General features: G+C 59.1%; 24 protein-coding genes. 3 read left to right on the top strand and 21 right to left on the bottom strand.

Features of this window, described 5'->3' with window-relative positions:
• From napF to AC2FND_RS13525, 20 genes are all read right to left on the bottom strand, one after another.
• Positions 1 to 476 (bottom strand): ferredoxin-type protein NapF (gene napF / locus AC2FND_RS13620; protein WP_496770300.1); only part of this gene is annotated, 476 nt, incomplete at its 3' end.
• 130 nt (positions 477 to 606) lie between these two features.
• Positions 607 to 1,500 (bottom strand): FAD:protein FMN transferase, encoded by an 894-nt coding sequence (locus tag AC2FND_RS13615; RefSeq protein ID WP_496770299.1) that lies wholly within the window; start codon positions 1,498 to 1,500, stop codon positions 607 to 609.
• Complete coding sequence (locus tag AC2FND_RS13610; protein ID WP_496770298.1) at positions 1,497 to 2,012, bottom strand: nitrous oxide reductase accessory protein NosL; 516 nt, start codon at positions 2,010 to 2,012, stop codon at positions 1,497 to 1,499. The genes AC2FND_RS13615 and AC2FND_RS13610 overlap by 4 nt, the downstream gene beginning before the upstream one ends.
• On the bottom strand, positions 2,009 to 2,830 hold the full coding sequence (locus AC2FND_RS13605; protein WP_496770297.1) for an ABC transporter permease: 822 nt from the start codon (positions 2,828 to 2,830) through the stop codon (positions 2,009 to 2,011). The genes AC2FND_RS13610 and AC2FND_RS13605 overlap by 4 nt, the downstream gene beginning before the upstream one ends.
• The gene (locus tag AC2FND_RS13600; protein ID WP_496770296.1) at positions 2,827 to 3,720 is read right to left on the bottom strand and encodes an ABC transporter ATP-binding protein; all 894 of its coding nucleotides are present in this window, start codon (positions 3,718 to 3,720) and stop codon (positions 2,827 to 2,829) included. The genes AC2FND_RS13605 and AC2FND_RS13600 overlap by 4 nt, the downstream gene beginning before the upstream one ends.
• Positions 3,710 to 4,966, bottom strand: coding sequence for a nitrous oxide reductase family maturation protein NosD (locus tag AC2FND_RS13595; RefSeq protein WP_480588486.1), 1,257 nt, complete (start codon positions 4,964 to 4,966; stop codon positions 3,710 to 3,712). The genes AC2FND_RS13600 and AC2FND_RS13595 overlap by 11 nt, the downstream gene beginning before the upstream one ends.
• Before the next feature lie 2 nt (positions 4,967 to 4,968).
• A complete protein-coding gene (nosZ, locus tag AC2FND_RS13590; RefSeq protein ID WP_496770294.1) occupies positions 4,969 to 6,876 on the bottom strand; it encodes a TAT-dependent nitrous-oxide reductase in 1,908 nt (635 codons plus the stop codon).
• A gap of 15 nt (positions 6,877 to 6,891) precedes the next feature.
• Positions 6,892 to 9,069: a 4Fe-4S binding protein gene (locus AC2FND_RS13585; protein ID WP_496770293.1), complete on the bottom strand. Its 2,178-nt coding sequence runs from the start codon at positions 9,067 to 9,069 to the stop codon at positions 6,892 to 6,894.
• 543 nt (positions 9,070 to 9,612) lie between these two features.
• Positions 9,613 to 9,876 carry a hypothetical protein gene (locus tag AC2FND_RS13580; RefSeq protein WP_496770291.1) on the bottom strand — a complete coding sequence of 88 codons (264 nt, stop codon included), beginning with the start codon at positions 9,874 to 9,876 and terminating at the stop codon, positions 9,613 to 9,615.
• Entirely contained in the window at positions 9,833 to 11,356 is a 1,524-nt protein-coding gene (locus AC2FND_RS13575; protein ID WP_496770289.1) for a cytochrome D1 domain-containing protein, read from the bottom strand. Before AC2FND_RS13575 ends, AC2FND_RS13580 begins: the two co-directional genes overlap by 44 nt.
• Positions 11,357 to 11,432: 76 nt before the next feature.
• On the bottom strand, positions 11,433 to 12,647 hold the full coding sequence (gene nirJ / locus AC2FND_RS13570; protein WP_496770288.1) for a heme d1 biosynthesis radical SAM protein NirJ: 1,215 nt from the start codon (positions 12,645 to 12,647) through the stop codon (positions 11,433 to 11,435).
• A 4-nt stretch (positions 12,648 to 12,651) separates the two neighbouring features.
• Positions 12,652 to 13,134, bottom strand: a complete 483-nt coding sequence (gene ahbB / locus AC2FND_RS13565) for a siroheme decarboxylase subunit beta (protein ID WP_480911548.1) — start codon at positions 13,132 to 13,134, stop codon at positions 12,652 to 12,654.
• Positions 13,131 to 13,580 (bottom strand): Lrp/AsnC family transcriptional regulator, encoded by a 450-nt coding sequence (locus AC2FND_RS13560; protein ID WP_496770286.1) that lies wholly within the window; start codon positions 13,578 to 13,580, stop codon positions 13,131 to 13,133. The genes ahbB (AC2FND_RS13565) and AC2FND_RS13560 overlap by 4 nt, the downstream gene beginning before the upstream one ends.
• Positions 13,577 to 14,566 carry a siroheme decarboxylase subunit beta gene (ahbB, locus tag AC2FND_RS13555; RefSeq protein ID WP_496770284.1) on the bottom strand — a complete coding sequence of 330 codons (990 nt, stop codon included), beginning with the start codon at positions 14,564 to 14,566 and terminating at the stop codon, positions 13,577 to 13,579. The genes AC2FND_RS13560 and ahbB (AC2FND_RS13555) overlap by 4 nt, the downstream gene beginning before the upstream one ends.
• Before the next feature lie 3 nt (positions 14,567 to 14,569).
• On the bottom strand, positions 14,570 to 15,715 hold the full coding sequence (locus AC2FND_RS13550) for a cytochrome D1 domain-containing protein (protein ID WP_496770283.1): 1,146 nt from the start codon (positions 15,713 to 15,715) through the stop codon (positions 14,570 to 14,572).
• On the bottom strand, positions 15,712 to 16,095 hold the full coding sequence (locus AC2FND_RS13545; protein WP_209507049.1) for a c-type cytochrome: 384 nt from the start codon (positions 16,093 to 16,095) through the stop codon (positions 15,712 to 15,714). Before AC2FND_RS13545 ends, AC2FND_RS13550 begins: the two co-directional genes overlap by 4 nt.
• Positions 16,088 to 16,849, bottom strand: a complete 762-nt coding sequence (gene cobA, locus AC2FND_RS13540; protein ID WP_480900555.1) for a uroporphyrinogen-III C-methyltransferase — start codon at positions 16,847 to 16,849, stop codon at positions 16,088 to 16,090. Before cobA ends, AC2FND_RS13545 begins: the two co-directional genes overlap by 8 nt.
• A gap of 201 nt (positions 16,850 to 17,050) precedes the next feature.
• Positions 17,051 to 17,452: a cupredoxin domain-containing protein gene (locus AC2FND_RS13535; protein WP_209507051.1), complete on the bottom strand. Its 402-nt coding sequence runs from the start codon at positions 17,450 to 17,452 to the stop codon at positions 17,051 to 17,053.
• A 54-nt stretch (positions 17,453 to 17,506) separates the two neighbouring features.
• On the bottom strand, positions 17,507 to 19,294 hold the full coding sequence (locus AC2FND_RS13530; protein WP_496770281.1) for a NapC/NirT family cytochrome c: 1,788 nt from the start codon (positions 19,292 to 19,294) through the stop codon (positions 17,507 to 17,509).
• Positions 19,295 to 19,418: 124 nt separating this feature from the next.
• Entirely contained in the window at positions 19,419 to 21,095 is a 1,677-nt protein-coding gene (locus AC2FND_RS13525) for a cytochrome D1 domain-containing protein (protein WP_209597150.1), read from the bottom strand.
• Between the two features lie 243 nt (positions 21,096 to 21,338).
• Between AC2FND_RS13525 and AC2FND_RS13520 the strand changes: the two genes are divergently transcribed.
• Positions 21,339 to 22,535 (top strand): NnrS family protein, encoded by a 1,197-nt coding sequence (locus tag AC2FND_RS13520; RefSeq protein WP_496770280.1) that lies wholly within the window; start codon positions 21,339 to 21,341, stop codon positions 22,533 to 22,535.
• 27 nt (positions 22,536 to 22,562) lie between these two features.
• Here the strand turns inward: AC2FND_RS13520 and AC2FND_RS13515 are convergent, their stop codons facing one another.
• Positions 22,563 to 23,669, bottom strand: coding sequence for a Hint domain-containing protein (locus tag AC2FND_RS13515; RefSeq protein WP_496770279.1), 1,107 nt, complete (start codon positions 23,667 to 23,669; stop codon positions 22,563 to 22,565).
• A 264-nt stretch (positions 23,670 to 23,933) separates the two neighbouring features.
• Between AC2FND_RS13515 and AC2FND_RS13510 the strand changes: the two genes are divergently transcribed.
• Entirely contained in the window at positions 23,934 to 24,383 is a 450-nt protein-coding gene (locus AC2FND_RS13510) for a c-type cytochrome (protein WP_209597154.1), read from the top strand.
• Positions 24,384 to 24,399: 16 nt separating this feature from the next.
• Positions 24,400 to 24,963: cbb3-type cytochrome c oxidase subunit I (locus AC2FND_RS13505; protein WP_496770278.1), on the top strand; the 564-nt coding region annotated here is incomplete at its 3' end.

Here is a 24,963-nt window from a genome sequence, read left to right as displayed (position 1 = left end):
ATCGTGATGGCCCCGGCGGGGCAGGCGGCAGAACATGTGCCGCATCCGATGCAGGTTTCGGTTTCAAGCGCCGGTTCAGCCCGCCCGCCCAGTTGCAGGCGAAAGCGGATGGCTTCCTGTTCGCAAGTGTCCTGGCACAGGCGGCAGCTTACCCCGTTCATCGACAGGCAGCTTGCAGCCTCGATCCGTGCGCGCCACGGCCACTCTGCCACACGCTCGGGCAACAGCGCCGGGGTCGGGCAAACCTCGGCACATGCGCCGCATAAGGTGCAGCCGCCTCCAGAAAGATCCAGAACCGGAAAGCCGCTGTTGTCGAATGTGATGATCTCTTCCGGGCAAGCCCCGGCGCAGTCTTCGCAGCCGGTGCACAGATCGGCAAAGCCTGTCACGCCCGCACCCGGCGGTCGGATCGCATCAGGATCCTCCCGTAGGATACGTGCGCTCAGAAAAGCGCGTCTGCTGGTCAACTGGCTCATGGCTGGCGACTCGAGTGTGGATAGATTGGTTCGCGTCCTTACTTCCTAGCTGCGCGAAGCAGCGCACGAATTGACCTATATCATGTTTTTCGCGAATTTTCCTGACGCACCTGAGATTTGCGACCATGCGTCATACATTCAGCTCGATATGGGCCTCGGGAAAACGCCGCAAGATTTCAGTGACTTGACTGTCAGATGCCGCGCAAATTGCGGTGGACAGACCATCTGCCATCACCGCGTCAGGGGCAGAAACCGAAACCGTTCTGTCCCGGTTTGCAGGCCCGTCCGGGGTGATGATGTGACCGAAACCCTGTCCCAGCTGCGTCCCCAGCGATGATGACGTCGCGACAGCGCGGTCACGCAGCGCGACCCGCTTCAGAACCCGCTGGTCCGGCGCGGCCAACCCGATTTTCCAGGGCGTGCCGTCGCCTCGCGAACCCAAGGCGGCAACCTCTCCCATATCGACCAGAACATCACGCAAACCAAAGCCACGCAGCAGCGCGGCGATCCGATCCGTGATCGCGCCTTGGGCGATACCGTTCAGCGTCAGGGCCGACTGGCCCGGCACCGGCAGCCGCACCGACGCAGCATCGAAAGACACCCGTTCCCAGCCCACAGCAGCGCGGGCGGCAGCCAGATCTCCGGGGCCTGCGCCTGTTGCCAAAGCATACCACAGGGGCTGAATGCTGGGGTCGAATGCGCCGCCGGAGGCCTGATGCAGGGCGCTGCTCAGGCTCAATACCTCCAACAGCTCAGGTGCGGGTGCGGTCAAAACACCGTCGCGGTTCAGGCGGCTCAGCTGTGACTGCGGACGGTACAGGCTGAAGATATCCTCCAGCCGGGTCACCTCACCCTCGACGACGGCGATGATCGGTGCGGCCTCGGCATCCGCCAGCCCGACCAACCGCAGGCTGGCCGCAGCCCCAAGGGCGGTTCCGCGCCAGTACGCGTCCGAAGCCATGGCCGGGGTGGCCACACAAGCGGCGGAAATGATCAGAAAACGGCGACGGGACAGGGCGGTCATACGGGGGTCTCCAATGTCAGATCAAGATCGACAGGGCCCAGCACCTCGGCATCGGGAATGTCGGGCAGGCGCATCGCGGTCCCGCCATAGGTCTCTGCGAAAACCTGGGCATCGGCAGGATCGGCAAAGGGCACCACTTCGCGCGCGCCCATGCCGCCTGCCACATCGGCACCAACCACAAAAGTCGCATCATCCGCAGCGATCCAGTTCGAAATCCCCGGCTGCCGCCAGCTTGGCGCGACGCCCATATCGCTGACATAGATGGCAGTGATATCCGCATCGCGCTCGGGGCTTTTCAGATAGGCCACCATGTCCCGAACCTGCGCGAAAAACAGCGGGGCCGGATAGCCTTTCAGATGAATCTGCCCCTTGGGCCCGCCATGCTCGGCGACATTCATCTGACAGAAATAGCTCAGCGCATCCGGGGTCAGATCGACCGGGTCAGGGGCCTCGGCCAGCTCTTCCTTGCAGGCCGCCAGTGCGAGCAATGCGATCAGGGCAAGACGTCTCATGGCTCAACCCTCCGGAAAGCCAGCCGGGCGAGGGCAAAGCCCAGCACCGGCCAGATCAGCAGCGACGCGGGCGCGGCCCAGACCGGCAGGGCCTGTGCGGCCCCGGTCATGCCCGAGGCCATCGCGACGCCTTCGGTCGCGGCGATGTTCCACAGACGGAACGCGTCGGCCGGGTTGGCCACCATCACCCACGGGAAGACGGATTGGGTGAAGGTGCCGCCCTTGTCCATGACGACGGCCCCCAACAGGCCCAGATCATAGAGGACGACAAAAACCAGCCAGAGCCCGGCCGACATCCCCGCCGCCGCCGTGGCCCCCTTTGCCAAGGCGGACAGCAGGTATCCCAGCGCCAGAAACACGGCGCCCAGCAGGATGGATGTGAGGATGAGGCGGACCAGAGCCATCAGGCTTTCCGGCCCCGCACCGCCAAAAAACGCGGCCACCGCGCCAGCTGTGCCAAAGCCGATGGTCATGGCAAAAGCCAGCGCCGCCAGATGGGCGGTGAATTTACCTAACAGAATCTCTCCGCGCCCCGCCGGGTAGGACAGCAGCAGCGACAGGCTGCCCCGATCCACGTCACCGGCGATGGCATCAAAGGCAATCATCAGCGCCAAGAGCGGCGCAAGATAGACCGACAGCGTGGTCATCGACGCGACCGAGACGGTCAGCATATCAACACCCAAAGTGCCGGTGGGCGCACTGCCCGCAAAGGTCAGCGCCAAGGCGAACAGCACCATGATCAGCGTGGCAACCAGCAGCCAGCGGTTGCGGCGCAGGATCAGCATTTCAGTTCGGGTGATGGCAAGGAAGCGGGTCATGTCCTCTCCTCTTGTGCGTAGTGGCGATAAAGATCCTCCAGCTTGGGCGGGGTCATTTCCACATCCGCCACTGCATCGCCCAACCCGGCGATCCGGCGCAGGGCCTCCATCTTGTCTTCGGGTGTGCAGAGCAGCTCAACGGATGCGCCGTTGATCCTGTTGCCGCCCAGTTCAGCGGCCAGGGCATCTGCATTGGCGCTGGCGCGCACCTTCAGGCGGATCGGCAGCCCGGCCAGCGCCGACAGGTTGTTCAGCGTGTCATCGGCCACCATCCGACCCTTGCGCATGATGGCGATCCGGTCGGTGCGGGCCTCAACCTCGGTCAACGCATGGCTGGCAATCAGCACCGCAGTACCCTGCGCGGCCAATTCGTCAATAATGGCATAGAGGTCCTGCCGCGAGATCGGGTCCAGGCCCGATGTTGGCTCATCCAGCAGCGCCACTTTCGGCTGTCCCAGCAGCACCTGCGCCAGCCCCAGTCGTTGCCGCATCCCCTTGGAATAAGCTCCGATCCGGCGGTCCAAAGCGTCGCTCAGGCCGACGCGTTCCAGCAGACCGGGCACATCGGCTTTCGACCCGGACAGTTTCGCAAACAGCGTCAGCTGCTCGCGCCCGGTCAACGCCGGGTGAAACGAGACCGCCTCGGGCAGATAGGCCGTATCCCGCCGTGCCTGCGCGCTGCCGGGGGTTGCGTCGCCGACCCGAATGGTCCCGTCCTGAATTGGCGTCAGGCCAAGGATGGATTTGATCAGGGTCGACTTGCCCGCGCCGTTATGGCCCAGCAGCGCCACGCGCTGACCGGGGGCAAGGGACAGGGTGATATCGTCAAGAACGCAGGTTTTCCCCCGGTTCTTGCTGACATGGTCAATTGACAGGGCCTTATCCGTCATGAGGCACCTTTTTCATAGCTGGGGGTTCAGGGGCTTGCATCAATGGGTTGCTGTCCATCACACCCCCCGGCAACAAAGCCGGGAAGGCCGATTGCGACCAGCGCACCAGCTGCACGGCGGGGGAGCCGAGCAGCAATTTGGCTGCGGGTTGGGTCCACAGCACATGGTCCATACTGTCATTGGGTCGATAGGGGACATCGGCGATGCCATTGCCATCCACATCATAGGCGGCAAAATCGGACCAGTAATTGCCGCGCCCGTCCTCGGACCACTCGACCCATTTGGTCGAGACATATTTCACCTGCGTCCGGTTGCCGATGAATGAATTGCCGACGATGCGGTTGCGTTCACTGCCGGCGGTAAAGTGGATACCGATGCCACATCCCTCGAACCAGTTGTCGGTGAATTCGTTCTTGTTCGAGTTATACAGAAAGGTGCATTTTTCCTTGGCACCTTTCACGACATTGCCGGTGATGACGCTCTTGTTGGCATAGTTCAGCATCACGCCATGTTCGCGGTCCCCGATCGAGACGTTGTTGGCGACCCGCACATTGGTCGTGAACATCACCGCATAGCCCAGATCGTTGCCGATCGAGACATTGTCGCTGACAACCGAGTCGTCGGCATACATGTAGTGAACGGCAAACCGCAGATCGCGGAACAGGTTGCCGGTAAAGGTGTTCTTCTTGGACGAATTCACAAAGATCCCGTCGCGCCCATAGCGGATGTCATTGCCTTCAACCACCGCACCCGGCGCGTTCCAGACATAGACACCATTGCCGCGCGCGTTCATGTGGCGATCCTGCCGCCCTTCAATCCGGTTGCGTCGCACGATGCTGTCCTTCGCACCGTGGATGTCGATGCCGTAAAGATTGCCCAGCAGCACATTGTCCTCGACCACCGGCGCGCGCGCCGTCTTGGTCAGCTGGATGCCGCTGTCGATCCCGTCATGGTCCGATCCCGATCCGATCACCGTCAGCCCGCGCAGGGTCACGCCCGGCCCGGTCACTGTGATCACGCTGCCTTGGCCTTGGCCGTCGATGGTGGCCTGTCCCAGCCCGTCGAGGGTCACGGGCCGGTCCAGAACCAACTGCTCGACGTAAACGCCTGGGCTCAGGCGAAGGGTGTCTCCATCCGCCGCCTGCGCCAGTATCTCGTTGATGGCCCCCGCCCGGTTGGGCACATCCCAGTCCGCCGCCCAAAGGGGCGAGCCGAGCAGGAGCGGTATGAGCAGGGGCCAACGCATGTTTATGCGCTCCGCGGCTCAACAAACATCCGGCCGCGCATCTCCATGTGCAGCGCGTGGCAGAACCACTGGCAATAGAACCAGTGCACGCCCGGACGGTCGGCAATGAACGTGACCGAGGCGGTGGCTTGCGGTGCAACTTCCATCGCGATACCGAAGTTCGACAGGCAGAAGCCGTGGGTCACATCATCCACGTCATCGAGGTTGGTGACATAAACGGTCACCTCGTCACCCTGTTTGACGGTGAACTTCTCCATGCTGAACACGGGCGCGGTCGAGGTCATGTAGACCCGTACCTTGTTGCCATCCCGGATCGGTTCCTCGGCACCTTCGTCCAGATCGACACCGTCAGCAGCAGCCTGCGCACGCGCCTCTTCCCACATTGGGTCGTTGCGGTCCCAGACATTGACCGGGTTCACCTTGGACCGGTGAACAATGATCGAGTCATGCGGCTCGGCAAAGGTCGGGCCGTCATGGACCACCTTCATCTTGTCGCCGGAAATATCGATCAGCTGCTCATTCTCGGGCTTCAGAGGACCCACGTTCAGGAAGCGGTCTTTCGAGAACTTGTTCATCGAAATCAGCCACTTGCCATCGGCTTCGGCAGTTTCACCCATCGAGGTCGAGTTGTGGCCCGGCTGGTAATGCACGTCGACCTTGTCGACGATCGGGTCAACATCGGCACCCGCATAGGCCTCGATCGCCTTGGCGATGTCCCACTTCACCACCTGGCTGTCCAGGAACAGGGTGGTATAGGCGTTGCCCTTGCCGTCGAACGCCGTGTGAAGCGGGCCAAGACCCAGCTGCGGCTCGGCGACAACAGCGGAACGCGGATCGGCGTTTTCGCTGAACAGCGCATCGACCTTTTCCACATCGATCACGGACACGGTCGGCGACAGCTTGCCGTTGATCATGATGTGTTTCTTGTCGGGGGCCGCGTTCACACCGTGCGGCGAGTTCGGGATCGGGATGTACCGGGTCAGGTTTCCACCCGCCTCTTTACGCCCGTCCACGACCTTGACGCCGTTCAGTTCCTTATAGTTCCCGGCCGCTACGGCTTCTTCGATACCTTTGAGGTTGAACACGACCACATGGTCCAGCTCGTTCTCGGTCATCTCGGCCAGGTTCATACCCATTTCCGAGTTATACGAGGTCGAGAAGGCGTATTTGCCCTGATAGTCGCAGTCGGTGTTGTCGAGGTTGCCCGACACCATCACCTGCCATGCAACTTCCATGCTGTCGCCGTCGATGGCAGTAAAGATGTTCACATATTGCGACGGGTCATCAAGGATCTGGCCGTCATTGACCAGCGGGGCCTCGTGCTCACCATTGGCAAAGACATAGCCGGTGCGCGGGAATTTCTGCGGACGCAGGCCGTGGATGTCATGCGCGTTCGGGATCTCGATGATCTTGTCGCATTTCATCACGTCACAACGTACACGGGCCACGCGGGTGTTGGCCTTGTCGTTCATGAACAGATAACGGCCATCATAGGTGCCATCGGTGAAAGACATATGCGGGTGGTGCAGGTCGCCGTTGTCATAGGTGACCTTGCCGTTTGCAGCCAGGAATTCCTTGGTTTCAGGCAACAGGCCTTCGGTCAGAACCTTCAGCGACTCGTTGGTCTGGCCCCAGCCCGTGGCCGAGCAGCGGTTGAACACCGGCACCCGCATCAGCTCGCGCATGGACGGCACGCCCAGAATGCGCAGCTCGCCGGTCTGGCCCGACGACCAGAAGCCGTAATATTCGTCCAGCTCGCCCGGCTCCAGATGCTGCTTGGCGGCAGCGCTGGCCTCTTTCGCGGTCATCAGGGTCGATCCCAGACCGGTCCCGGCGATAACGGCACCGGTGGCAGTGGCCCCCAGCATACCGCGGCGCGTGATGTTCAGTTTGTTTTCTTGGTCCGACATGGTCGTTCCTCCTTTTTAGGAAACGGTTTTCGGTTTGGCGTTCGGATGGTTCGCCGGTGGTTGCCCGAGGGGGGTCTTAGGTGTGACCGACCCGGTCTTGGCCCGCCGTTTCAGTTGGCGGATAACGACGGGACATTTGTCCTCGGACTGATAGAGCACCTGACAATGCAGGCAGGTGACGCACTCGTTCGGATTGATCTCACCAGTGGGGTGGATCGCCTGAACGGGGCATTCATTGGCGCAGGTCTGACAGGGCGTGCCACAATCGTTATAGCGGCGCAGCCAGTCGAACATGCGGATACGGGCAGGGATCGCCAGCGCTCCGCCCAGCGGGCAAAGATAGCGGCAATAGAACCGTTCAACGAACAGCCCGATCCCCAGCAGGACCAGCGCAAAGACCACAAACGGCCAGTCGCGCATGAATTTCAGAATGATCGCGGTCTTGAACGGCTCGATCTCGGCATATTGCTCGGCCAGCGGGATCGAGACGAAACTCAGGCCAAAAAGACCCAGAAAGATCATGTATTTCGCAGGCCAGAGACGCTCGTTCAGACCCCAGGGCAAAGTCCATTGCGGCACTTTCAGCGCCCGCGCGATCTTGTTGGTCAGCTCCTGAAGCGCGCCAAACGGGCACAGCCAGCCGCAATAGGCACCGCGACCCCAGAACAGCAGGGCGGCGGCCACGGCAAACCACTGGATAAAGACCAGCGGATCCAGCAGGAACGCATCCCACGAGAACCCCGTGCGCAAACTGCCCGCCAGCGCCATCAGGTTCACCACGCTCAGCTGTGCATTGGCATACCAGCCGATGAAGAACAGGGTTATCGTCAGATACCCGATGCGGAACCAGTAGAAGACGCGCGCGTTCATCGTGGCGTGGAACTGGAAGAAGAACGTGGCCGTCAGCACCAGCAGCATGACACCTAGCCCGGCGATCTCGACAGTGCGATCCTTCCAGATGCGCTGCCACAGGGCGGCCTTGGCAGCCGCTTCGCCGGTTGCATCATCCACGACCGAAGGCGCGGTGACGGGCAACAGGTACTGTTCCGGCAGTTTGTATCCCAGATCGAAGGTCAGAAAGGTCTTTTCAACCGCCCCGACGGCACGCTGCACCAGCAATTGCAGGCGGAACGGCTCGGCCGGGTCAAACTCGGCATCAGCGGGAATCTTGAAGATATCCAGTTCGGTAAAGCTGGGGGCATCTGGCGCGGCAACCTCACCCAGACGGCGCTGCTGCTTGTCAAAGAACCGCACCGAGCTGTCGCCCTGGATCAGCTGAATCCGGTCAAAGATCCCACCCCGAACATAGCCCGAGCCCTTGAAACTATAGGCCCCGCGCCCCAGTACCAGAATGGCCTGTTCGCCCTCGTCCAGCCAGTTGGTCAGGTTCTGGTATTCGGCCTCACCCAGCAGCGACTTGCCGATCGATGGCACCGAAACAAGCGCCATGTGCATGTCGATGAAGGTGTCATCCGGCGCGCCCGGTTCGGGTCGCTTGATCGCGCGCTGATCCCCGGTGGCTTCAAAGGCAGCATTGACCTGCCCGACATCCAGCGTCATGCGTCGGACCGAGCCGTCTCCCGACAATGTGGTCCAATCGTAAACCGCACCCTGCGCCATATCGACTTCGCGCTTCGGACCTCCAGCCTGCACCGGAGACAATCCGCCCAGCCCCAGCGCGCGGGCCACTTTGATCCCTCCGCGCACAAGGCTGTCATCAATCACCATGATCGTCACGGTCGCGCCCGAGATAATGTCGAGGTCATGCCCCTCGCCCCCGGTCTCGGCCTCTCGTTTCAGGTCAAGGCCCGCATAGCCTTCGGTCAGTTCGACCATCCGGGAATTGGGAATGCCGATCAGCACGATGGGTTCGGAATGCTTGACCAGCTGAACACCGGTCAAAACAGCGTCTGCGTCGATGGCGGCAACCACGTGAATGGGTTTGCCGGAATAGCCGGTCGTTCCGACAAAGTCCGAAGTCAGAAAAGCCCACGCGATGGTCTCGCCACCCCGAAGGACCGGGGCAACCTTCACGTCGCTGCGTACCGGGCCAAACGCGTCGGCGCCCGGTGCCAGGTCAGCCGGATCAATGTCGGGAAGAAAGCTGGCAAGACTGTCGGCGCGTGCACTGATTGCAACACTGCAGGACAGAACGAGGGCCAGAAGGAAATGGATTGCGCGACTTACGACCACGGCGCACCTCCGATCAATTGGGTGGACGCCATGGACGCGCGCGGGGCGCGTTCAGATTCTTCTCGGGTCGCAAACGGGGGCCCCCGGGTTTCGGGCCACAGGTGTTTGGGGCTGTACAAAATGCACTGCCCCCCATGTTCAAAGCGTACATTTTGAACATTTCCGACGCTTGCGGGCAGCAAAGCGCCCGGCATCGGTGCTGACGCCGTCACCGCACAAAGCGCACAGTCCGCGCATTTCGGGCAGGGCGCGGTTGGATCATCGTCGCCTTCTTCAAGGCCAACTTGAACCCAGACCGCGCCCGCCTCCGAGCAGATCTCCACCCACATGCTCTCACCGGGACTCGCCAGCACCGGGCCAAGCATTTGCAACAACAGAAGGAAAATGCCTGCCAGTCCACACGCCGCACGTAACGCGCGATCAGGGAGGGTGTGGAAGGAGTTAAAGGCAGGCATGGAGAATCCAACTCGGTATTCTTTCCCGAGTCGTAGGCGGTTTTCCCTGTCCGATACTTGACTTTCGTCAGGCCTTTGGAATTTCCCTTCAGCCGTCCGCTTCGTCCATCAACCCACGCACCCATCGCCCCGCCAACCAGGACGCGGGTATGCCCAAAGGTATTGACCAAAGGATCGCCGGAACCGGTCCAATCACCCCGAAACCGGCGCTGTGCAGGATCAGCCCGGCCAGAAACAGGTTGATGGCCACGGTCAACATGGTGGCTGGATAAAGCAGAACGGCCAGTTTCCAGACCGGCCACTGCCCCTCAGTGGCTGGTGCCTTCCGAGAAGGTAATTTTGTTCCAGACATTGTACTTCCCAGACGGTTTGCGCATCGGCAGGCGGCGGACCTCTTCCAGCGTCTGCGCGTCATAGACAATCACCGCACCGTCATCCTCCCAGATCGAAACCAGCGCGTGGCGGCCATCCTTTGTGAATTCGACATGGGCCACCGTCTTGCCCGGTGCGGGGCGCAAAGTCTTCACGATTTCAAGGCTTTGCTTGTCGATCACATGCATTGCGTCCTTGTTCGGCCCAAAGAACACATCGGCCCAGACGTAAGGCGAATTCTCATGGCTGCGCATGAAGAAACCGGGCCCCTCGGTCTTGATCCGCTTGACGGTCTCCCAGCTTTCCATGTCGATCACCGATACGGTGCCATCAGTCAGATGCGGCGTCGCCATCACGGTCGTATCACCATGTTTCCAGGTAATGCCTGAACCCAGATGCGGCATGCCCGGTAGGTCCAGGTCGGCCACTTTCTGACCGATCACCAGATCGATCACCTGACCGCCATCACCTCCGCGCGAGGCGCCCATGACGTATTCATAGCTCTGGTCGAAAAAGAAATCGTCAAGATAATCCGGCGTGGTGATCTTGCGCACCGGGAAGGGATCGGGATTCTTGAACTGACCCTCAATGCGGAAATCATGCCCCAGCCCGGATTGCGGCGGGTTAGCACCATAGAACACCTCCCAAATTTCGGGAACATCCTTCAGCGCCAGCACAAAGCTTTCGCGTGGTGGGGCCTGGTACACCGCCGACACACGGCTCGGATCACCTTGTTTACCTTTAACATCAATGACTTTCGCCACAGACAGGTCTTCGGTGGACAGCAATGTCAGAGAGTTCGGCAGATAGTTCGCCACGGCCAGCCATTTGCCATCGCCCGACATTGCAATATTGCGGCTGTTCAGGCCCGCACGCACCCTACCCACCTGCCTCAGCGCCCAGATGTCATATTTCTGCACCCAGCCATCGCGCGACATGATGAAGACGTACCGCCCATCCGGGCTGAATTTCGGGCCTCCGTGTACGGCAAAGGGGGTCTCGAACCGGTCCAGAACTTCAAACGTATCCCCGTCCAAAACACTGACATGGTGATCGCCGGTCTCAACGGCCAAAGTGATATTCATCGGGTCGCTGTCCCAGACGGGGGCATCGACCGGGAAGTAGTCCTCGTCCAGAGTACGGCTGGCCATGATATCAGCCTCACCCCATTCGGGATTGGTTTCCAACGGAGATTTCAGCCACCCTGCCAGCTCTTCAATCTGCAACGCATCCAACTCGTGCGAGAACGCAGGCATTTGCGTGGCCGTACGCCCCTCGGCAATCACCGCGGCCACGCGCGGCCCCCGCATGCGCTGGAGCGTCTCTGGGATCAAGGCCGGGCCGACGCCGCCCAGACGGTTTTCACCGTGGCAGGACGCACAATGTTCAGCATAATCCGTTGGTGCGTCTGCCCAGGCTGCACCTGCGGTCAGCACGGAACACATCACCACGAGCTTCATCTTTTCAAAAATACTCCCGCCGGAGGCTCCCTTGGGTGTCTCTGGCACCCATGTCGAAGGCTCAGAGCAGACGGGATTAAAAGAATTGATGCGCCGGATCATGGCTTTTCCCCCGGAACGGCGTAACCCGCAGACGCTCGCCTGCGTCGTCAACACCGATTTCTTCGTTTGTCAGGTAACAGGCCGGATCTTCGGCCCAGGGATCACCGGTCAGTTGCAGGGCCCGGATGCGGGTGTTGCCACCGCAGACATCCTTTAGCTCGCAGGCCCCACATCGACCCCTAAGCGGGCGCGGACGCGTGCGCAGCATGGCCAACATCGGATCGTCGCTGGTCCAAAGCTCGGAAAACGGATTAGTCTTAACGTTGCCTACTGTGTAATCGGACCAGTAGGTGTCAGGATGGACCCGGCCCAGATTGTCGATATTGGCTACACCCAAACCGCTGGAATTTCCTCCCCAAGCGGCCAGATGCTCGCGGACATGCGCAGCCTTGTCAGCGTCGAAATGCGCACGAATCCAGTTCAGAAAATACCCCGCGTCTGCATCATTGTTGCCGGTCACGATATCCAGCGGGCGACCGCCCGAGGCAGCCTCCCACGCGCGCTCCAACAGCAGATCCATTCCCTTGCGGGTGCGCTGATGCTCGGCATCTTCACCGCGGTTCTTGTCACCACGCCCGGCATAAACCAGGTGCGACAGGTAAAACTTGTCGACGCCCTCGTCATCGCATAGCTGAAGCAGGTCCGGCAGGTGATGCTGCGTGCCTTCGGTCAGGCAGAACCGCAAGCCAACCTTGATGCCGCGCCTCTTGCATTCGCGCACACCGCGCAGGGCGTCGGCAAAAGCCCCTTCAACACCGCGGAACCAGTCATTTGTGGCCCCGATCCCATCCAACGAGATGCCAACGTAGTTGAAACCAACGTCGGCAATCATGTCGGCTGTTTCATCATGAACTCGTGTTCCGTTGGTCGACAGCGCCAGCATCGGCACCAGCTCGCGGGCACGTTTGGCAATGTCGAAGAAATCGAACCTGTCCAGTGGTTCCCCACCCGAGAGGATCAGGGCCGGGACGCGAAACTGGCCCAGATCCTCAAGGGTTACCATGGCTTGCTCGTGGCTGAGCTCGCCCGGGAACGCAACATCCGCCGAGACGGTGTAGCAATGACGGCACTTCAGATTGCAGCGCCGCGTCAGGTTCCAGATCACCACCGGTTTCACAGGGCCGGGGCGGTGTTTACGCACCGGGGTCGGCTTGACCAGCTGGTGCATGTATTCTGTCAGGCGGAACATCGTCTCAGCCTTTCTTTTTCAGGCGCAGCCCGGTCTTTTTCAGGATGCGCGTGGAATAGAGGATATCCTTGGCCCGGCAGGCGTCACCCAGAATTGCGGCGATCTCGGCTCGCTTTTCTTCGACCTCATCCCGATCCGATCCGTGAACCATGGCAAACAGGTTATAGGGCCAGTCCGGCAACGCGCGGGGACGTTCATAGCAATGGGTGACAAAGGGTAGGGCACCGATCTGAGCGCCCAATTTGGCGATGCGGTCATCTTCGACATCCCAGACAGTCATGCCGTTCGAAGTCATGCCCAGCTTGTAGTGGTTAGGGGCGGCCGCGATACGGCGGATTACGCCGCGCGCCTTGAGAGCTGACAGCCTCTCAAGCAGATCGGCTTCCTGCATCCCTAGATCATCAGCAACCTGAGCATATGGGGCGGAAACCAGAGGCAATCCGCCCTGTAGTGCTTGGATAATCTGTCTGTCTGTTGCGTCGATCATGCCGCTACCCGAAAGCCGATGTAGAATTCCTGAAGTTTGGGGAAACAAAGAACCTCGATCCCTGTTTCCCGTTCAATTGCATCGGCCGCGGCCTCGATCCCTTCGGGCGTTTCCGTTGCCAGTACGAACCACATGTTCAGCCGGTGCGTGCGTTCATAATTATGGGCGACCTCGGGGTGTGCATTGACTTTGGTCAGGACGACTTCAAATTCCCCAGCTGGAACGGCCATCGCACAGAGGCAAAAGGCACCGCCCATCGCCGCGGCGTCGAAGAACGGCCCAAAACGTGTGATGACACGGGCCTCTTTCATGCACGTCAGGCGCACCAGCAATTCGGCCTCGGACAGGCCAAGTTCTTTGGCGACTGTTGCGTAAGGATGTGAAACCAGTGGCAGATCGTCTTGCATCCGGTTCAGGATCGCACGGTCAGTTTGGTCCAGCGTCATGCGGCGACCTCTTTGGTTTGAATCAGCGCGCCGGTCTGCTTGAAGCAGCGGGTTGAGAACAGAACCTTGTTCCGTGCACCCGTCAGTTCTGGCAGGGCCGTCGCACGGGTCAGCACGTCCAAAGCCTCGCTGCGGGATCGCGCGTGGATCATGGAATACAGGCGATATGGCCACACACCGGGCACCGGGTTGCGCTCGTAACACAAGGTCACACCGGGGAAAGCCGCCAAAGCGGGGCCGGCTGTATCGACCTGCTCCGCTGGCAGGTCCCAGACAACCATCGCATTGGCCGACCAGCCAAGCGCCCGGTGACGTACGATGACGCCCAGCCGCGAGATGATACCGGCCGAATGCAACGCGATGACTCGCGCCATCACATCATCAACGTCCCGGTTCAGTGAATGTGCCAAATCTGCATAGGGTTCAGCGACCAGAGACAGTCCCGAACTCAGCGTCTGCAGTAGATACCGATCACCCTCGCGCATCGCAGTTGCATCCACCTGGCGTGCTGTAGGCACGGTTTTGACCCCGCCGATCATGCGGAACCCAAGATCAACGTTGAAAGGGCGCACCAGCCGCAAATCCAGCACCCGCAGCCCGGTGACCCGGCTGATCCGTGCGAGGGTAGCATCCACATGCGCCCGATCCGGGCCGGTTGCAACAAACCAGAGGTTCCAGGCGTCCTCGCGCTGATAATTGTGGTTTACACCCGGTTCGGCGTCGATCAGGGCGGCGACCTCTTCCAGCCGCTCCTCCGGGACGGACACAGCCGCCAGCGTACTGGCCGTCACCGCGCCGGGCGTGATGGTTGCGCCAACCCGTGTGATGCGACCCGTCGTGCGCATTCTTGAAAGGCGGTGGATGACTTCGCTTTCGTCAAGTCCAAGTGCGCTTCCAAGAACCTGAAACGGGCGTTCGGTCACCGGGAAATCGCGCTGAAATTCATCCAGCAAGCGGCGGTCGATCGGGTCTGTAATGTGTTGCATGACTTACAGACCCGTCTTGTGCGCACGCGCGGTAAAGAAGATACCCGAAGGGCTTTCGGCCTCGATCTCACGCAGTTTTTCGAAACTATGCGTGTCATAAACCATGACCTTGTTCGCATCGCGCACACTGATCCAAACCTCGTGCCCGCGCGGTGTGAATTCCATGTGCAAAACGGCAGGGCCGGGCTTGAATTCGTGGATGATCTGTTTGCTGACGGTATCGATGACCTGAATGGTATCGTTCAGCGGGTGGGCAAAGTTAACCCAGACCTGCCGCCCGTCCGGGCGCGCCATGGCAAAGACCGGCTGTCCGTGGGTTTGTGTGCGTCCGGTCTCGGTCAGGGTGGTGGCGTCAATCCACAAAACCTCGTGGTGACCAACGGCGGGCAAGACGAATTCGGACCCTGTCAGCGCCCAACCTTCCAGATGAGGCATCTTGTAGACCGGCATTTCCTCCTGACCACGGCCATAGCCGGGTAGAACGCGGATCGGTTCCGGGTTGTCGGACCACAGATCAAGCGCCGTCAGACCATCCTCTCCAAACAGGCCGGTGATATAGGTGCGGCCATTGGCAGTGATCAGCGCATCGTAGGGGTTCTTGCCGATATCGGCGATTCTGGTGATCTCGGGCGTGCCCTTTGTGAAATCCGCGATCCATGTCTCGCCGGTGTCCCACATGGTGAAAACGAAACGGCGGCCCGGCGCGTCGACCAAACCAATCGTTTTACTGCCAGTGGGAATGTCAGCCACCATCTCCAGCGTTTGTGCATCAAACACGCGCACACCGCCGGGTTCGTAATTCGATACCGCCACAAGCGTACCATCGTCCGAGATGGCGCCGCCAATGGCGTTTCCGGACTGAACAACGCGGTTCACGATCTGACGGGTGACAATGTCAACCTTGGTCAGGCCTCCGTCGCGGCCAAAGACATAGGCGAAACGTTCATCCGGTGAATAGACCAACGAGGCGTGGGACAGATCGCCCAGTCCTTCTATCCGGGCCAGAGCGGCGCGGTCGGACTGGTCCACCAGCAGGACCGATCCGCTGGCACGTTCGATCACCAGCCCAAGGTCTCCAGTCGCCATTGGCTCGGCTTGGGCCGTGGTCATCATCAATGTCGCCGCAAGGCTGAGGATAAGGTGTTTCATCGTGCCTCCTGTTCCAGCAGGTATCGGGCAATCCATTCGGCCTCTTCTTCACTGATCAGGGGCCGCCACGGGGGCATCGCCGTATCGGGGATGCCGTCAAGGATGACACCGGTCAAAACCTCGGCGTCGTAATGCTTCAGTGTATTCGAGCGCAGATCGGGCCCCAGGCCACCTTTCAACGATAACCCGTGGCACGAGCCGCAATCCTGATGCACAAGTCTTTTCAGTGCGTTGGGATCAATGACATCGGCAGCAAAGGCGGACGTTGCGGCCAGAACCGCAGTTGTCAGAAAGGTTCGGGCAACCCACCCCGCACGGCCGGGCACATTTCCGTTCGGCGCGGGGCACGGCACACGATTTCTGCACCCCAGCTTAGCCATGGGCCCGTTCCAGAATGTCCGCCATGGGCTGTTCGGCGTAAAGTGAGACAACTTTGCCGATGATGAAAAGCGTTGGCGCCTTCAGCCCGGAGGTGCGCACGTCGTTGGCCAATTGGTCCAGCCGTGACACCAGCCGGTGTTCATCAGGTGTCGTCGCATTTCCGATGGCCAGAACCGGCGTCGATCCTGGCAGGTTTTCGGTCATCAGACCCATGGCGATCTGGCCGATATTGGCCACACCCATATAGACCACCAGTGTCGTGTCCGGGTCGGCCAGGCGTTTCCAGTCCAGATCCAGCACTTTGTCTGCCTGCCGGTGTCCGGTAACATATTGAACCGAGGTGGCCAGACCGCGATGGGTCAGCGGCACGCCGGTCGAGCAGGACGCGCCCTGCGCCGCCGTGATCCCCGGTGCGTATTCGACTGCCACGCCATGGGCCATCAGATAAGCGGCTTCTTCCGAGCCGCGGCCAAAGATCATCGGATCGCCACCTTTCAGACGGGCGACCGTGTGACCTGCGCTGGCCTCTTCCAGAAGGATTTCGTTGATCCGGTCCTGTGGGACAGTATGGCATTTGGGTGCTTTCCCAACAGGGATCAGCCGCGCGCCTTCGGCGTGTAGATTCAGGATGTCGGCAGACACCAGTCTGTCATAGACAACTACATCCGCTTCCTGCAGCATTCGCAGGGCACGCAGCGTCATCAGTTCGGGGTCGCCGGGGCCTGCACCAATCAGAAAAACCTTACCGCTCATGTTCAAACTCGCTGGGTCTGAATGTCTTCGAAACCCGGGTATTCCTGCGCGAATCCAATGCTTTTGCGGGACGTTGCTGGGTAGGCCGGGCGTGTCATGAAGGCAGATTGGCGCAATCGAAAACCAACCTCCTTGACATAAGTTAAGGAGCGCGGGATTTGCGCCCGCGCCCCTCAATTCAGCCTGTAAGTACACCTAAAATCAGGGCTCGACAGTGATCATCCCGATCATGTTCTGTGTCTCCCAGTGGGGTCCGCAGAGATAATCCTGAGGGCCCGGTGTCAGGAAAGTCATTTCAACCGTTTCTTCCGGGAACAACCGATCGCTTTCGGGTTCGCTGCCATCTTTCAGCAACACACTGTGGCTGGTGCGCTTGTCGACATTCACCCATCGGACAGTTGTACCTGCCTTTACGGTCAGCTCGAACGGGCAGAATTTGTAGTTGTACATCAAAACCACCTTGGCGTCCTCGACCGAGGCCGAGGGGTGGCCGAACAGTTCGACATAACGCTCTTCGGCTTCGGCGCAGATCTCGGCGGTTTCATCTGACCAGGCTGGCGCGGCAAGAAGCAGCAGCGCGGGAAGAAGGCGGTGGGGTTTCATGGTCCATGTCTCCTTTCCAAAGTAATTGGGGCCGGGAGAACCGGCCCCAAACTGTTATTGCTTGACCACGTTGATAAACGCGCTGTCGTCGTCGAGCGCTAGGCTGGTATCCAGCGTTACGTGGTGGAACCGTGCGGCGGCAAAGTCATCATGGATTGCAAAACCGACCGTATAGGTTTGACCGGCCTCCAGCGGGACATCGCCGGGTGCGCCCGAGTTCAGCGGACGTGTGAAAACAACCGTCCACATGCCACCAGACAGGTTTGCCGAGGCTGCAATCTCACCATCATTGACCACCCGCTGTTCCAGCAGGTAACCATTTGTGGCGCTGCCGTCCGCGTAGACGCGCATCAGGTCAAGATAGGTGCCGTCAGCCAGATACCGCTCGATCTGTTCTGCGGCCTGCAACTTGTCCCAACCGCCCAAAGCCTTGCCACCTCTGCCTTTGATCTCGATCTCGGTGCGGCTTTCGCTGATGTATTTGGTCACGGTGTCCTGAGCGGTCAGGCGACCGGAAACATCCCCGTTCGCAGCAATTGCATCCGCCTCAGGCGCAAAGGGCATATAGGTGTTGTCGGCGTGGCACGACGCCCAGCACCCGACCTGATCGCCCAGCTCGATACCGGTTCCGGTGATCATCATAGCGACCTTGATCTGGTTTTCAGTATCCATTTTGCCGCCATCGACAAACGGAGCAGGGTTGTGCCCCGCATCCGGCCATTGCAGACGGATGTACAGGTTTTCGTCATCATGCGCGGCCTGAACGGTTACATCGATCACACCGCGTTTGCCGGGGATCGGAGTGGGTTCCAGCTCGCCACCGGCAACGATCTTGTTACCAATCGCATCCAGTTCTTTGGCATGACAGGTCGAACATTGATCACCACCTTTGGTCAGCGGGCGGGCCCCGCCATGGGTTTTTCCGTTCTGCACCCATTCAAATGACGCCTGGCCTGGGTAGAACAGTTTCAGATCCGCCGCGGCCACCGCATTCCAGTCGATGTTGGCACCGACATCGCCGCTTTCACTGCTGGCAGGTGTTGCAGACCCATCGGTTGCAGCCGTTGCCCGCTCTTCCGCGATGGCCGCATCAACTGCTGCCGCAATCTGGGCCTGAACGGCCTCCTGCTGGGCTTTCTTTGCAGCTTTTTCGGCCTCGGCCTCGGCAGCTTCCTTGGTTTCGATCCGCTCAAGGCTGGCAAGGTATTCTGGCGGAATTGGCCGGATGAAGGCCGGGTTTGGTGCTTCAAGCTCTTCCAGATACTCGTCGGTTGCGCGGTCTCGGATATTCGAGTGGGCAATGCCCTTGTGGCAGTCGATACAAGTCTGACCGGTTTCCATTGCGTTCAGGTGCTGCTGACGCGCACGGGGACGCTGGAATTCGGGCATCATCGATTCAAAGTCATGGCAGTTTCGACATTCGCGCGAGTCCGTTGCTTTCATCCGCTCCCACTCATTCATGGCAAGATGAATGCGCTTGGCTTCGAATTTCTCGCGGGTGTTGATGGTACCGACCACCTTTCCATAAAGCTCTTTCGAGGCCTTTATTTTTCGGATGATCTTGTGGGTCCAGTCCTTGGGTACGTGACAGTCCGAGCAGACCGCACCAACGCCCGAACGGTTCACGTCGTGGATCGTGCCCTGGTATTCCGCATAAACAAAATCCCGCATCTCGTGGCACGAGACACAGAATTCCTTGGTATTTGTGGCTTCCATGGCGGTGTTGAACCCACCCCAGAAGATGATGCCGGCGGCAAAGGCCGCAGCAATGCCGGCCACGGGCATTCCCCACAGGAAATACCGGCGCCAGATCGGTTTTTTCTTATCCGGTTCGGAAGTCATATCCGGGCTCCGTTTTGGCTGTCTTGTCTGGCCTTGGGTGGCAGGCCGGTGAGTTTGGCGGATCTGTCAAACGAGGAAAGGGCGGGCGAGGGGCCCGCCCTTTCCGGTTTAAGTTGCGAACCCGTCAGGTGACGTGGTTCGACCGGTTGTGGACATTGAATTTGCCGGTCGGGGCGTAAAGCCCGTCAATACGACCGATCTCTTCCAATGTCTTGGCGTCGAAGATCACGATCTGGCCATTGGGTTCTTTCGAATCCGACAGGTTCCACTTGGAAACCCAAACCTCGGTACCATCGGCGTTGAATTCGAAGTGAACAGCGGCGCTGCCTTCGTCTTCGGTGATCTGAATGGTTTTCACGATCTCGCCTGTCTCTTTCGAGATGACCTGAACCGATTGCTGAATTTCCGGCTCGGGGTGTTTGGTCTGGTCAGCCCAGATGTAGTCCGAGTTCGGATGGGTACGGACAAACAGGCCGGGGCCGTCGGTTTCCACCTCGTAACAGGTTTTCCAGGCCTGATCCGGGTGACCTTCTGGGTCGTTGCCCCAGACTGTCACGGTACCGACACCCAGGTGGGTTGTACCCGCCACAGGTCCGCAATTCGGGTCAATCCAGTTGGCGCCCGGACCGGGGTGCGGCAGGGCAGCGGTGTCGATCATCGCCTCAAGCTTGTGCGTTTCGGTATCGACAACGACCATCTTGTTCGACGCGTTTGCCGCGATCTGGAAGTACCGGCCTGTCGGGTCGAAGAACCCGTCATGCAGGAACTTGGCGCTGTCGATCTTGTCGATCCGCAAATTGTCGAGGTCGGTGTAGTCAACCTGCCAGAGCTGACCCAGCTCTTTCACGGCAACAATCCATGTGGGTTCATTCGGTGTCGTGTAGATGGCGGCCACACGGCTTTCTTCCACATATTCACCGTCCACGTTGGTTCCGCGCGTCGAAACGACTTTCAGCGGTTCCATGGTCTGCGCGTCAACGATTGCGAAGTGCGGCGGCCAGTATCCCCCACCGATGACGTATTTGCCGTCACCCGACACGGCAACATCTCGCGCGTCATAGGCAATCTTGACTTCTGAAACCAGCATCTTGTCCGGCGTTTGCCAGAGGTCGATCTTGGTCATCTTGCCGTCACGGCCCATTGTGTACCAGAAACGTCCAGGTGTTTCGGGTTCGGTGATGTTGTGATGCTCTGAAGCTTTCAGGACGTGCACGGCATAGCCAGTCGGAATATGCGTCAGCACTTCTTTCGTGTCACCGTCGATGACGGCAACCTTGCCCACATCGCGTTCGATGACGACAAAGAAGTTTTCCCAGTTGCGGCCGTGCAGCGGCTCGGTCGGATAATCCGCTTCTTCGACATAAACCTTGCGGGTTGCCTTCATCTGTTCCAGCGACATTTCAGGCGGCTTTGGGGCCTCCATCATGATGTAGGTCGCCATATCCTTGATTTCCTGCTCGGACATGATGTCCGAGAAGTTGTTCATCCCGCCTTCAGTTCCCCAGGCGATGATTTTCTCAAGGCGTTCCTGACCCAGTTTCAGGGTGCCGCCTTCGGTTACGGTGCCGTCAGCTGCGGTCTTTTTCCAATGCGGTTCCAGGTTTTTACCGGTTGCGCCTTTGCGCAAAACCCCGTGGCAGCCTGCACATTGTTCAAAGTACAGTTGTTTCGAAGCTTCAAAGGCTTCGTCGCTAAGCGTTGGCTCGTCGGCAAAAGCTGGAGCAGCGACGCTGCCCAACAACATTGCCAATCCGACCCCAAAAGCGCGGCCGGTCTTGTTGTAGCTGATTCCAAGTGACATGATCACTCTCCATTTGCGTGGTGAGGCAGTGCAGAGACTGATCCATCACGGGATTGTCATCCTTGACCAAAGTCAACGGGCGCGGCGCTAACTTCGTTCTTTGGACAAAAACCAGGTTCAGATTTCACCAATAAAACCTGTTTTTTTCACACATGTTTTTGGCGTCTTGATTTCGGTTAAGTGCCCCAATCCCGTCGGACGGTACTGCTTGTTGAACGATAAGATGAGCCATGGAGAGCAGGCATGTCATCTGCAATATCGCGCATTTTCAGCGAAGGATTTCGGATATTTTTCCTTTCCGCCGGTCTTTATGGTGTGTTTGCCGGTGTCGCCTGGGGTGTTTGGCTGGCCTCACTGGATGGGCTTTTACCTTATGACGAGCAAAGTTATGGAATGCCCCCGGTCATGTGGCATGCCCATGAGATGATTTTTGGCTATGCAACGGCAGCACTGGGTGGGTTCTTTCTGACGGCAGTTCCGAACTGGACCGGCACGCCCGAAGTGCGCGCGCGCTTTGTCACGATTGTAGCGCTGATCTGGATGGCGGGGCGGCTGGCGGTGTGGTTTTCAGGATCGCTCTCTCTGATCACCGTCGCGATTGTCGACCTGAGCTTTGTCCCGATCCTTGTCCTGAAAATTGCCAGCCAGCTGATACGCAGGCCCAAGCCACAGAACATGATATTTCTGTATCTCCTGAGTTTGGTATGGGTGGCCAACCTGATGGTTCATCTGGAATGGATTGGTATCACCACAGACACGTTGAATACCGGGGTGCGCGCAGGGCTGCTGACCTTGTGTTCTATGATAGCGATACTTGGGGGACGGATCACACCAGCCTTTACGCGCAATGCAATGAAACGCGACGGTGTACCCGAAGCCCTGTGGCCGGTTTCAAACGCGTCGCTGGAAAAGGCCGTGGTGGCGCTCGCCCTTGTGCTGCCGTTGTTGGTGCTGACCTTGGGCAGTGTCTCGTTGGCAGGTATCTGCGCGCTGCTGCTGGGCGGCGCCCAGCTGATGCGCATGGCGCGGTGGAGAGCGGGTTGGGCGTTGCGGCAGCCGATCCTGATTGCTTTGCACCTGGGCCTGATGATGCTGGCCCTTGGGTTGTTGCTGTGGGGGTCTGCCGTCATCGGATATGGCAATGAGATCGGCGCGCTGCACATTTTGGGGATCGGGTGCGTTGGTGGCATGACCCTTGCCGTCATGAGCCGCGCCGCCCTTGGCCACAGTGGCCGGCCCCTTGTTGCTCCGTCGCCCATGGCGGTCGGATACGGGCTTATGGCGGCGGCGGCTTTGGTCCGCTGGCTGGGGTCCGGGCTGGCAGGTGGATATATGACCGCCATGCTGACGGCTGACGGGTTATGGATTGCCGCAATCGGGTTGTATCTGTTTTCCATGTGGCCAGCGCTGACGGGTCCGCGCGCAGCAAAGCACGGCTGACACGGAACCTTAAGCGCGGATTGCAGTTCAGAATATCAGGGGGCGTTCGTTCTTGACGTGACGGGATACGAGCGCACGAGCGCGTCTTCCGTTTTCAGGTATGTGCCGCACAGACTGAGGAACGTGCCAAGGGGTCTCTAGTTCCGGAAACAGGTCGAAGATTTCTGCCCTTGCTTCTGGGGGAACGCTGGACAGAGCCTGTGCGCCGCCAAAAAGGCTTTCTGACGGGGCACCTTCTGCGAAGATGATTTCATGGCGGTCGAACAAAAGATGGTAATACGTGACTGATACAGTGTCTTCTGCAACGCTGATACCAGGGCTGGCGGTAAGAATGCGCGCGGGGACTAGGATTTCCTCTGCGTCAAACATTCTGACGGCGATCCGGGATCGAACCAACATACGGTGCTGTGGCGAAACAAGCAGGTCGCGTTTTGGCAAGTCACACCCCAAGGCCCCGGCTTTGATGAGGATTGGAAGCAGCTTGGGTTTTTTCACCAGCTCTTCGTGCGATAGGTTTCGCGTTCCGATCCAACGTATGTGTTGCGGTCCGTTGTCGGCAGTCACGACCATGTCACCCACCTTCAGATCCTCGATGGGCATCGGACCTTCTGGCGTCATGATAAGTGTTCCGGCAGTAAAGCACGGCACGTCAATAATGGCAGCCGGGTCAGTTGTGTCGGGCGCATTGGTCGGCGTGACATTCACGATGTTCATCGAGTAGGTCGTACCGGGCACAAGAGGTTCAGAGGTAATATAGCCGCCCAATACGCCGTCAACTTCGACGCGATATACAGTAATTGTGCCCCCGCCTGGTTTGGACAGAACGTAGGATTCTTCCAGGTATATTGGGCCGCTTAGAAAGGTGGTCGAACCATCGAGGGTGGTGATAGTACCGGTCTGCGTCAGGTCATCACCGTCTTCGTTGTCAAAGCGGTCACCGTTGAAAACATCCCCTGTATCGGGGATAGGTGGTCCGCCGCCGTTTTGAATAAAACCACCAGCTGCGTCCGTCACGCTAAACAAACGACGATCCGTGTCGGGATCAAAATTGACATCCAACGTAACCGTGTCCGGCCCAATCGTATTCACCGTGATGACACCGGGTGTATAACCGATATAAGAATAGTTCGCCATTTTTGCCCATCAATCTTTGAAACGGAATTTTCACCTTTTCTCAGGTGGTTGATTACGTCCGGTATATCAAGAAGTCGACGCGAAAGTGTTCACAATTGCCTCAGATTTCAAGGCGACCCTAAGGTCATTTCGTTAATCTCGGTGTTTGCGGATCTCTGATCTTGTTCCTGAGGATACTTTAGAAGTCTTGACTTTCGTTAAGGCAGCCCTGTGACCCGCACGTCATGTTGCCTGCACTAGCTAATCTGCGCAAAGGAGAGCGCGATGCGAGAAGTCATGACAAAGAGCATGGCTCGCAACATATTCTATGGCGGGTCACTGTTCTTCATCCTCATCTTTCTGGCTCTATCGGCCCATTCACATCTGTATATCGTCAATTCCGAAAATGCCGCGAAGCTCGACGAAAGTGTGGTTCGGGGCAAACATGTTTGGGAAAAACACGCCTGTATCAACTGCCACACGATCCTTGGCGAAGGGGCTTACTTTGCCCCTGAGGTCGGCAATGTGATGACACGTTGGGGCGTGTTGGACGACCCGGAATCGGCCTTTGAATCCCTCAAGGGCTGGATGGAGGCACAACCCACCGGCATTCCCGGTCGTCGGCAGATGCCGCAATTCAACCTCAGCGACGAAGAGATCCGGGATCTGACCAACTTCCTGATCTGGACGGACAATATCGACGCTCAGGACTGGCCGCCCAACGAGGCTGGCTGAGAAGGGGAATGGAGCAATGAAATACGAATCCCAAAAAATCGCCTATGCCTACTTTGCGGTAGCCATGGCGTTGTTCGCGATCCAAGTGATCGGCGGCCTGCTGGCCGGTCTGATCTATGTGTCGCCTAACTTCCTGAGCGAGCTTCTGCCGTTCAATATCGTGCGGATGCTGCACACCAACTCGCTGATCGTCTGGCTGATACTGGGCTTTTTCGGGGCGGCCTATTTTCTGATCCCGGAAGAGGCCGAGCGTGAAATCCACTCGCCCAAGCTGGCCTATTTGCAGCTGATCATTCTTGTGGTCGGTACGTTGGGCGTGGTTTTGACCTATGTCTTCAACCTGTTCGAAGGCAACTGGCTGCTGGGCAAAGAGGGGCGCGAGTTCCTTGAGCAACCCAAATGGGTCAAGGCCGGTATCGTCGTTGCCGCGCTGATCTTCCTTTACAACGTGTCGATGACCGTTCTGAAGGGCAAGAAGACTGCCATCACCAACATCCTGTTGTTGGGTCTGTGGGGTTTGGCGCTGCTGTTCCTGTTCGCCTTCTACAACCCGGGCAACCTGTCGCTGGACAAGCAATAC

The organism is Ruegeria sp. BHSB056, assembly GCF_059613305.1.
The sequence above is the reverse complement of the archived record's forward strand: the minus strand, read 5'-3'. Positions and strand labels throughout refer to the sequence as shown.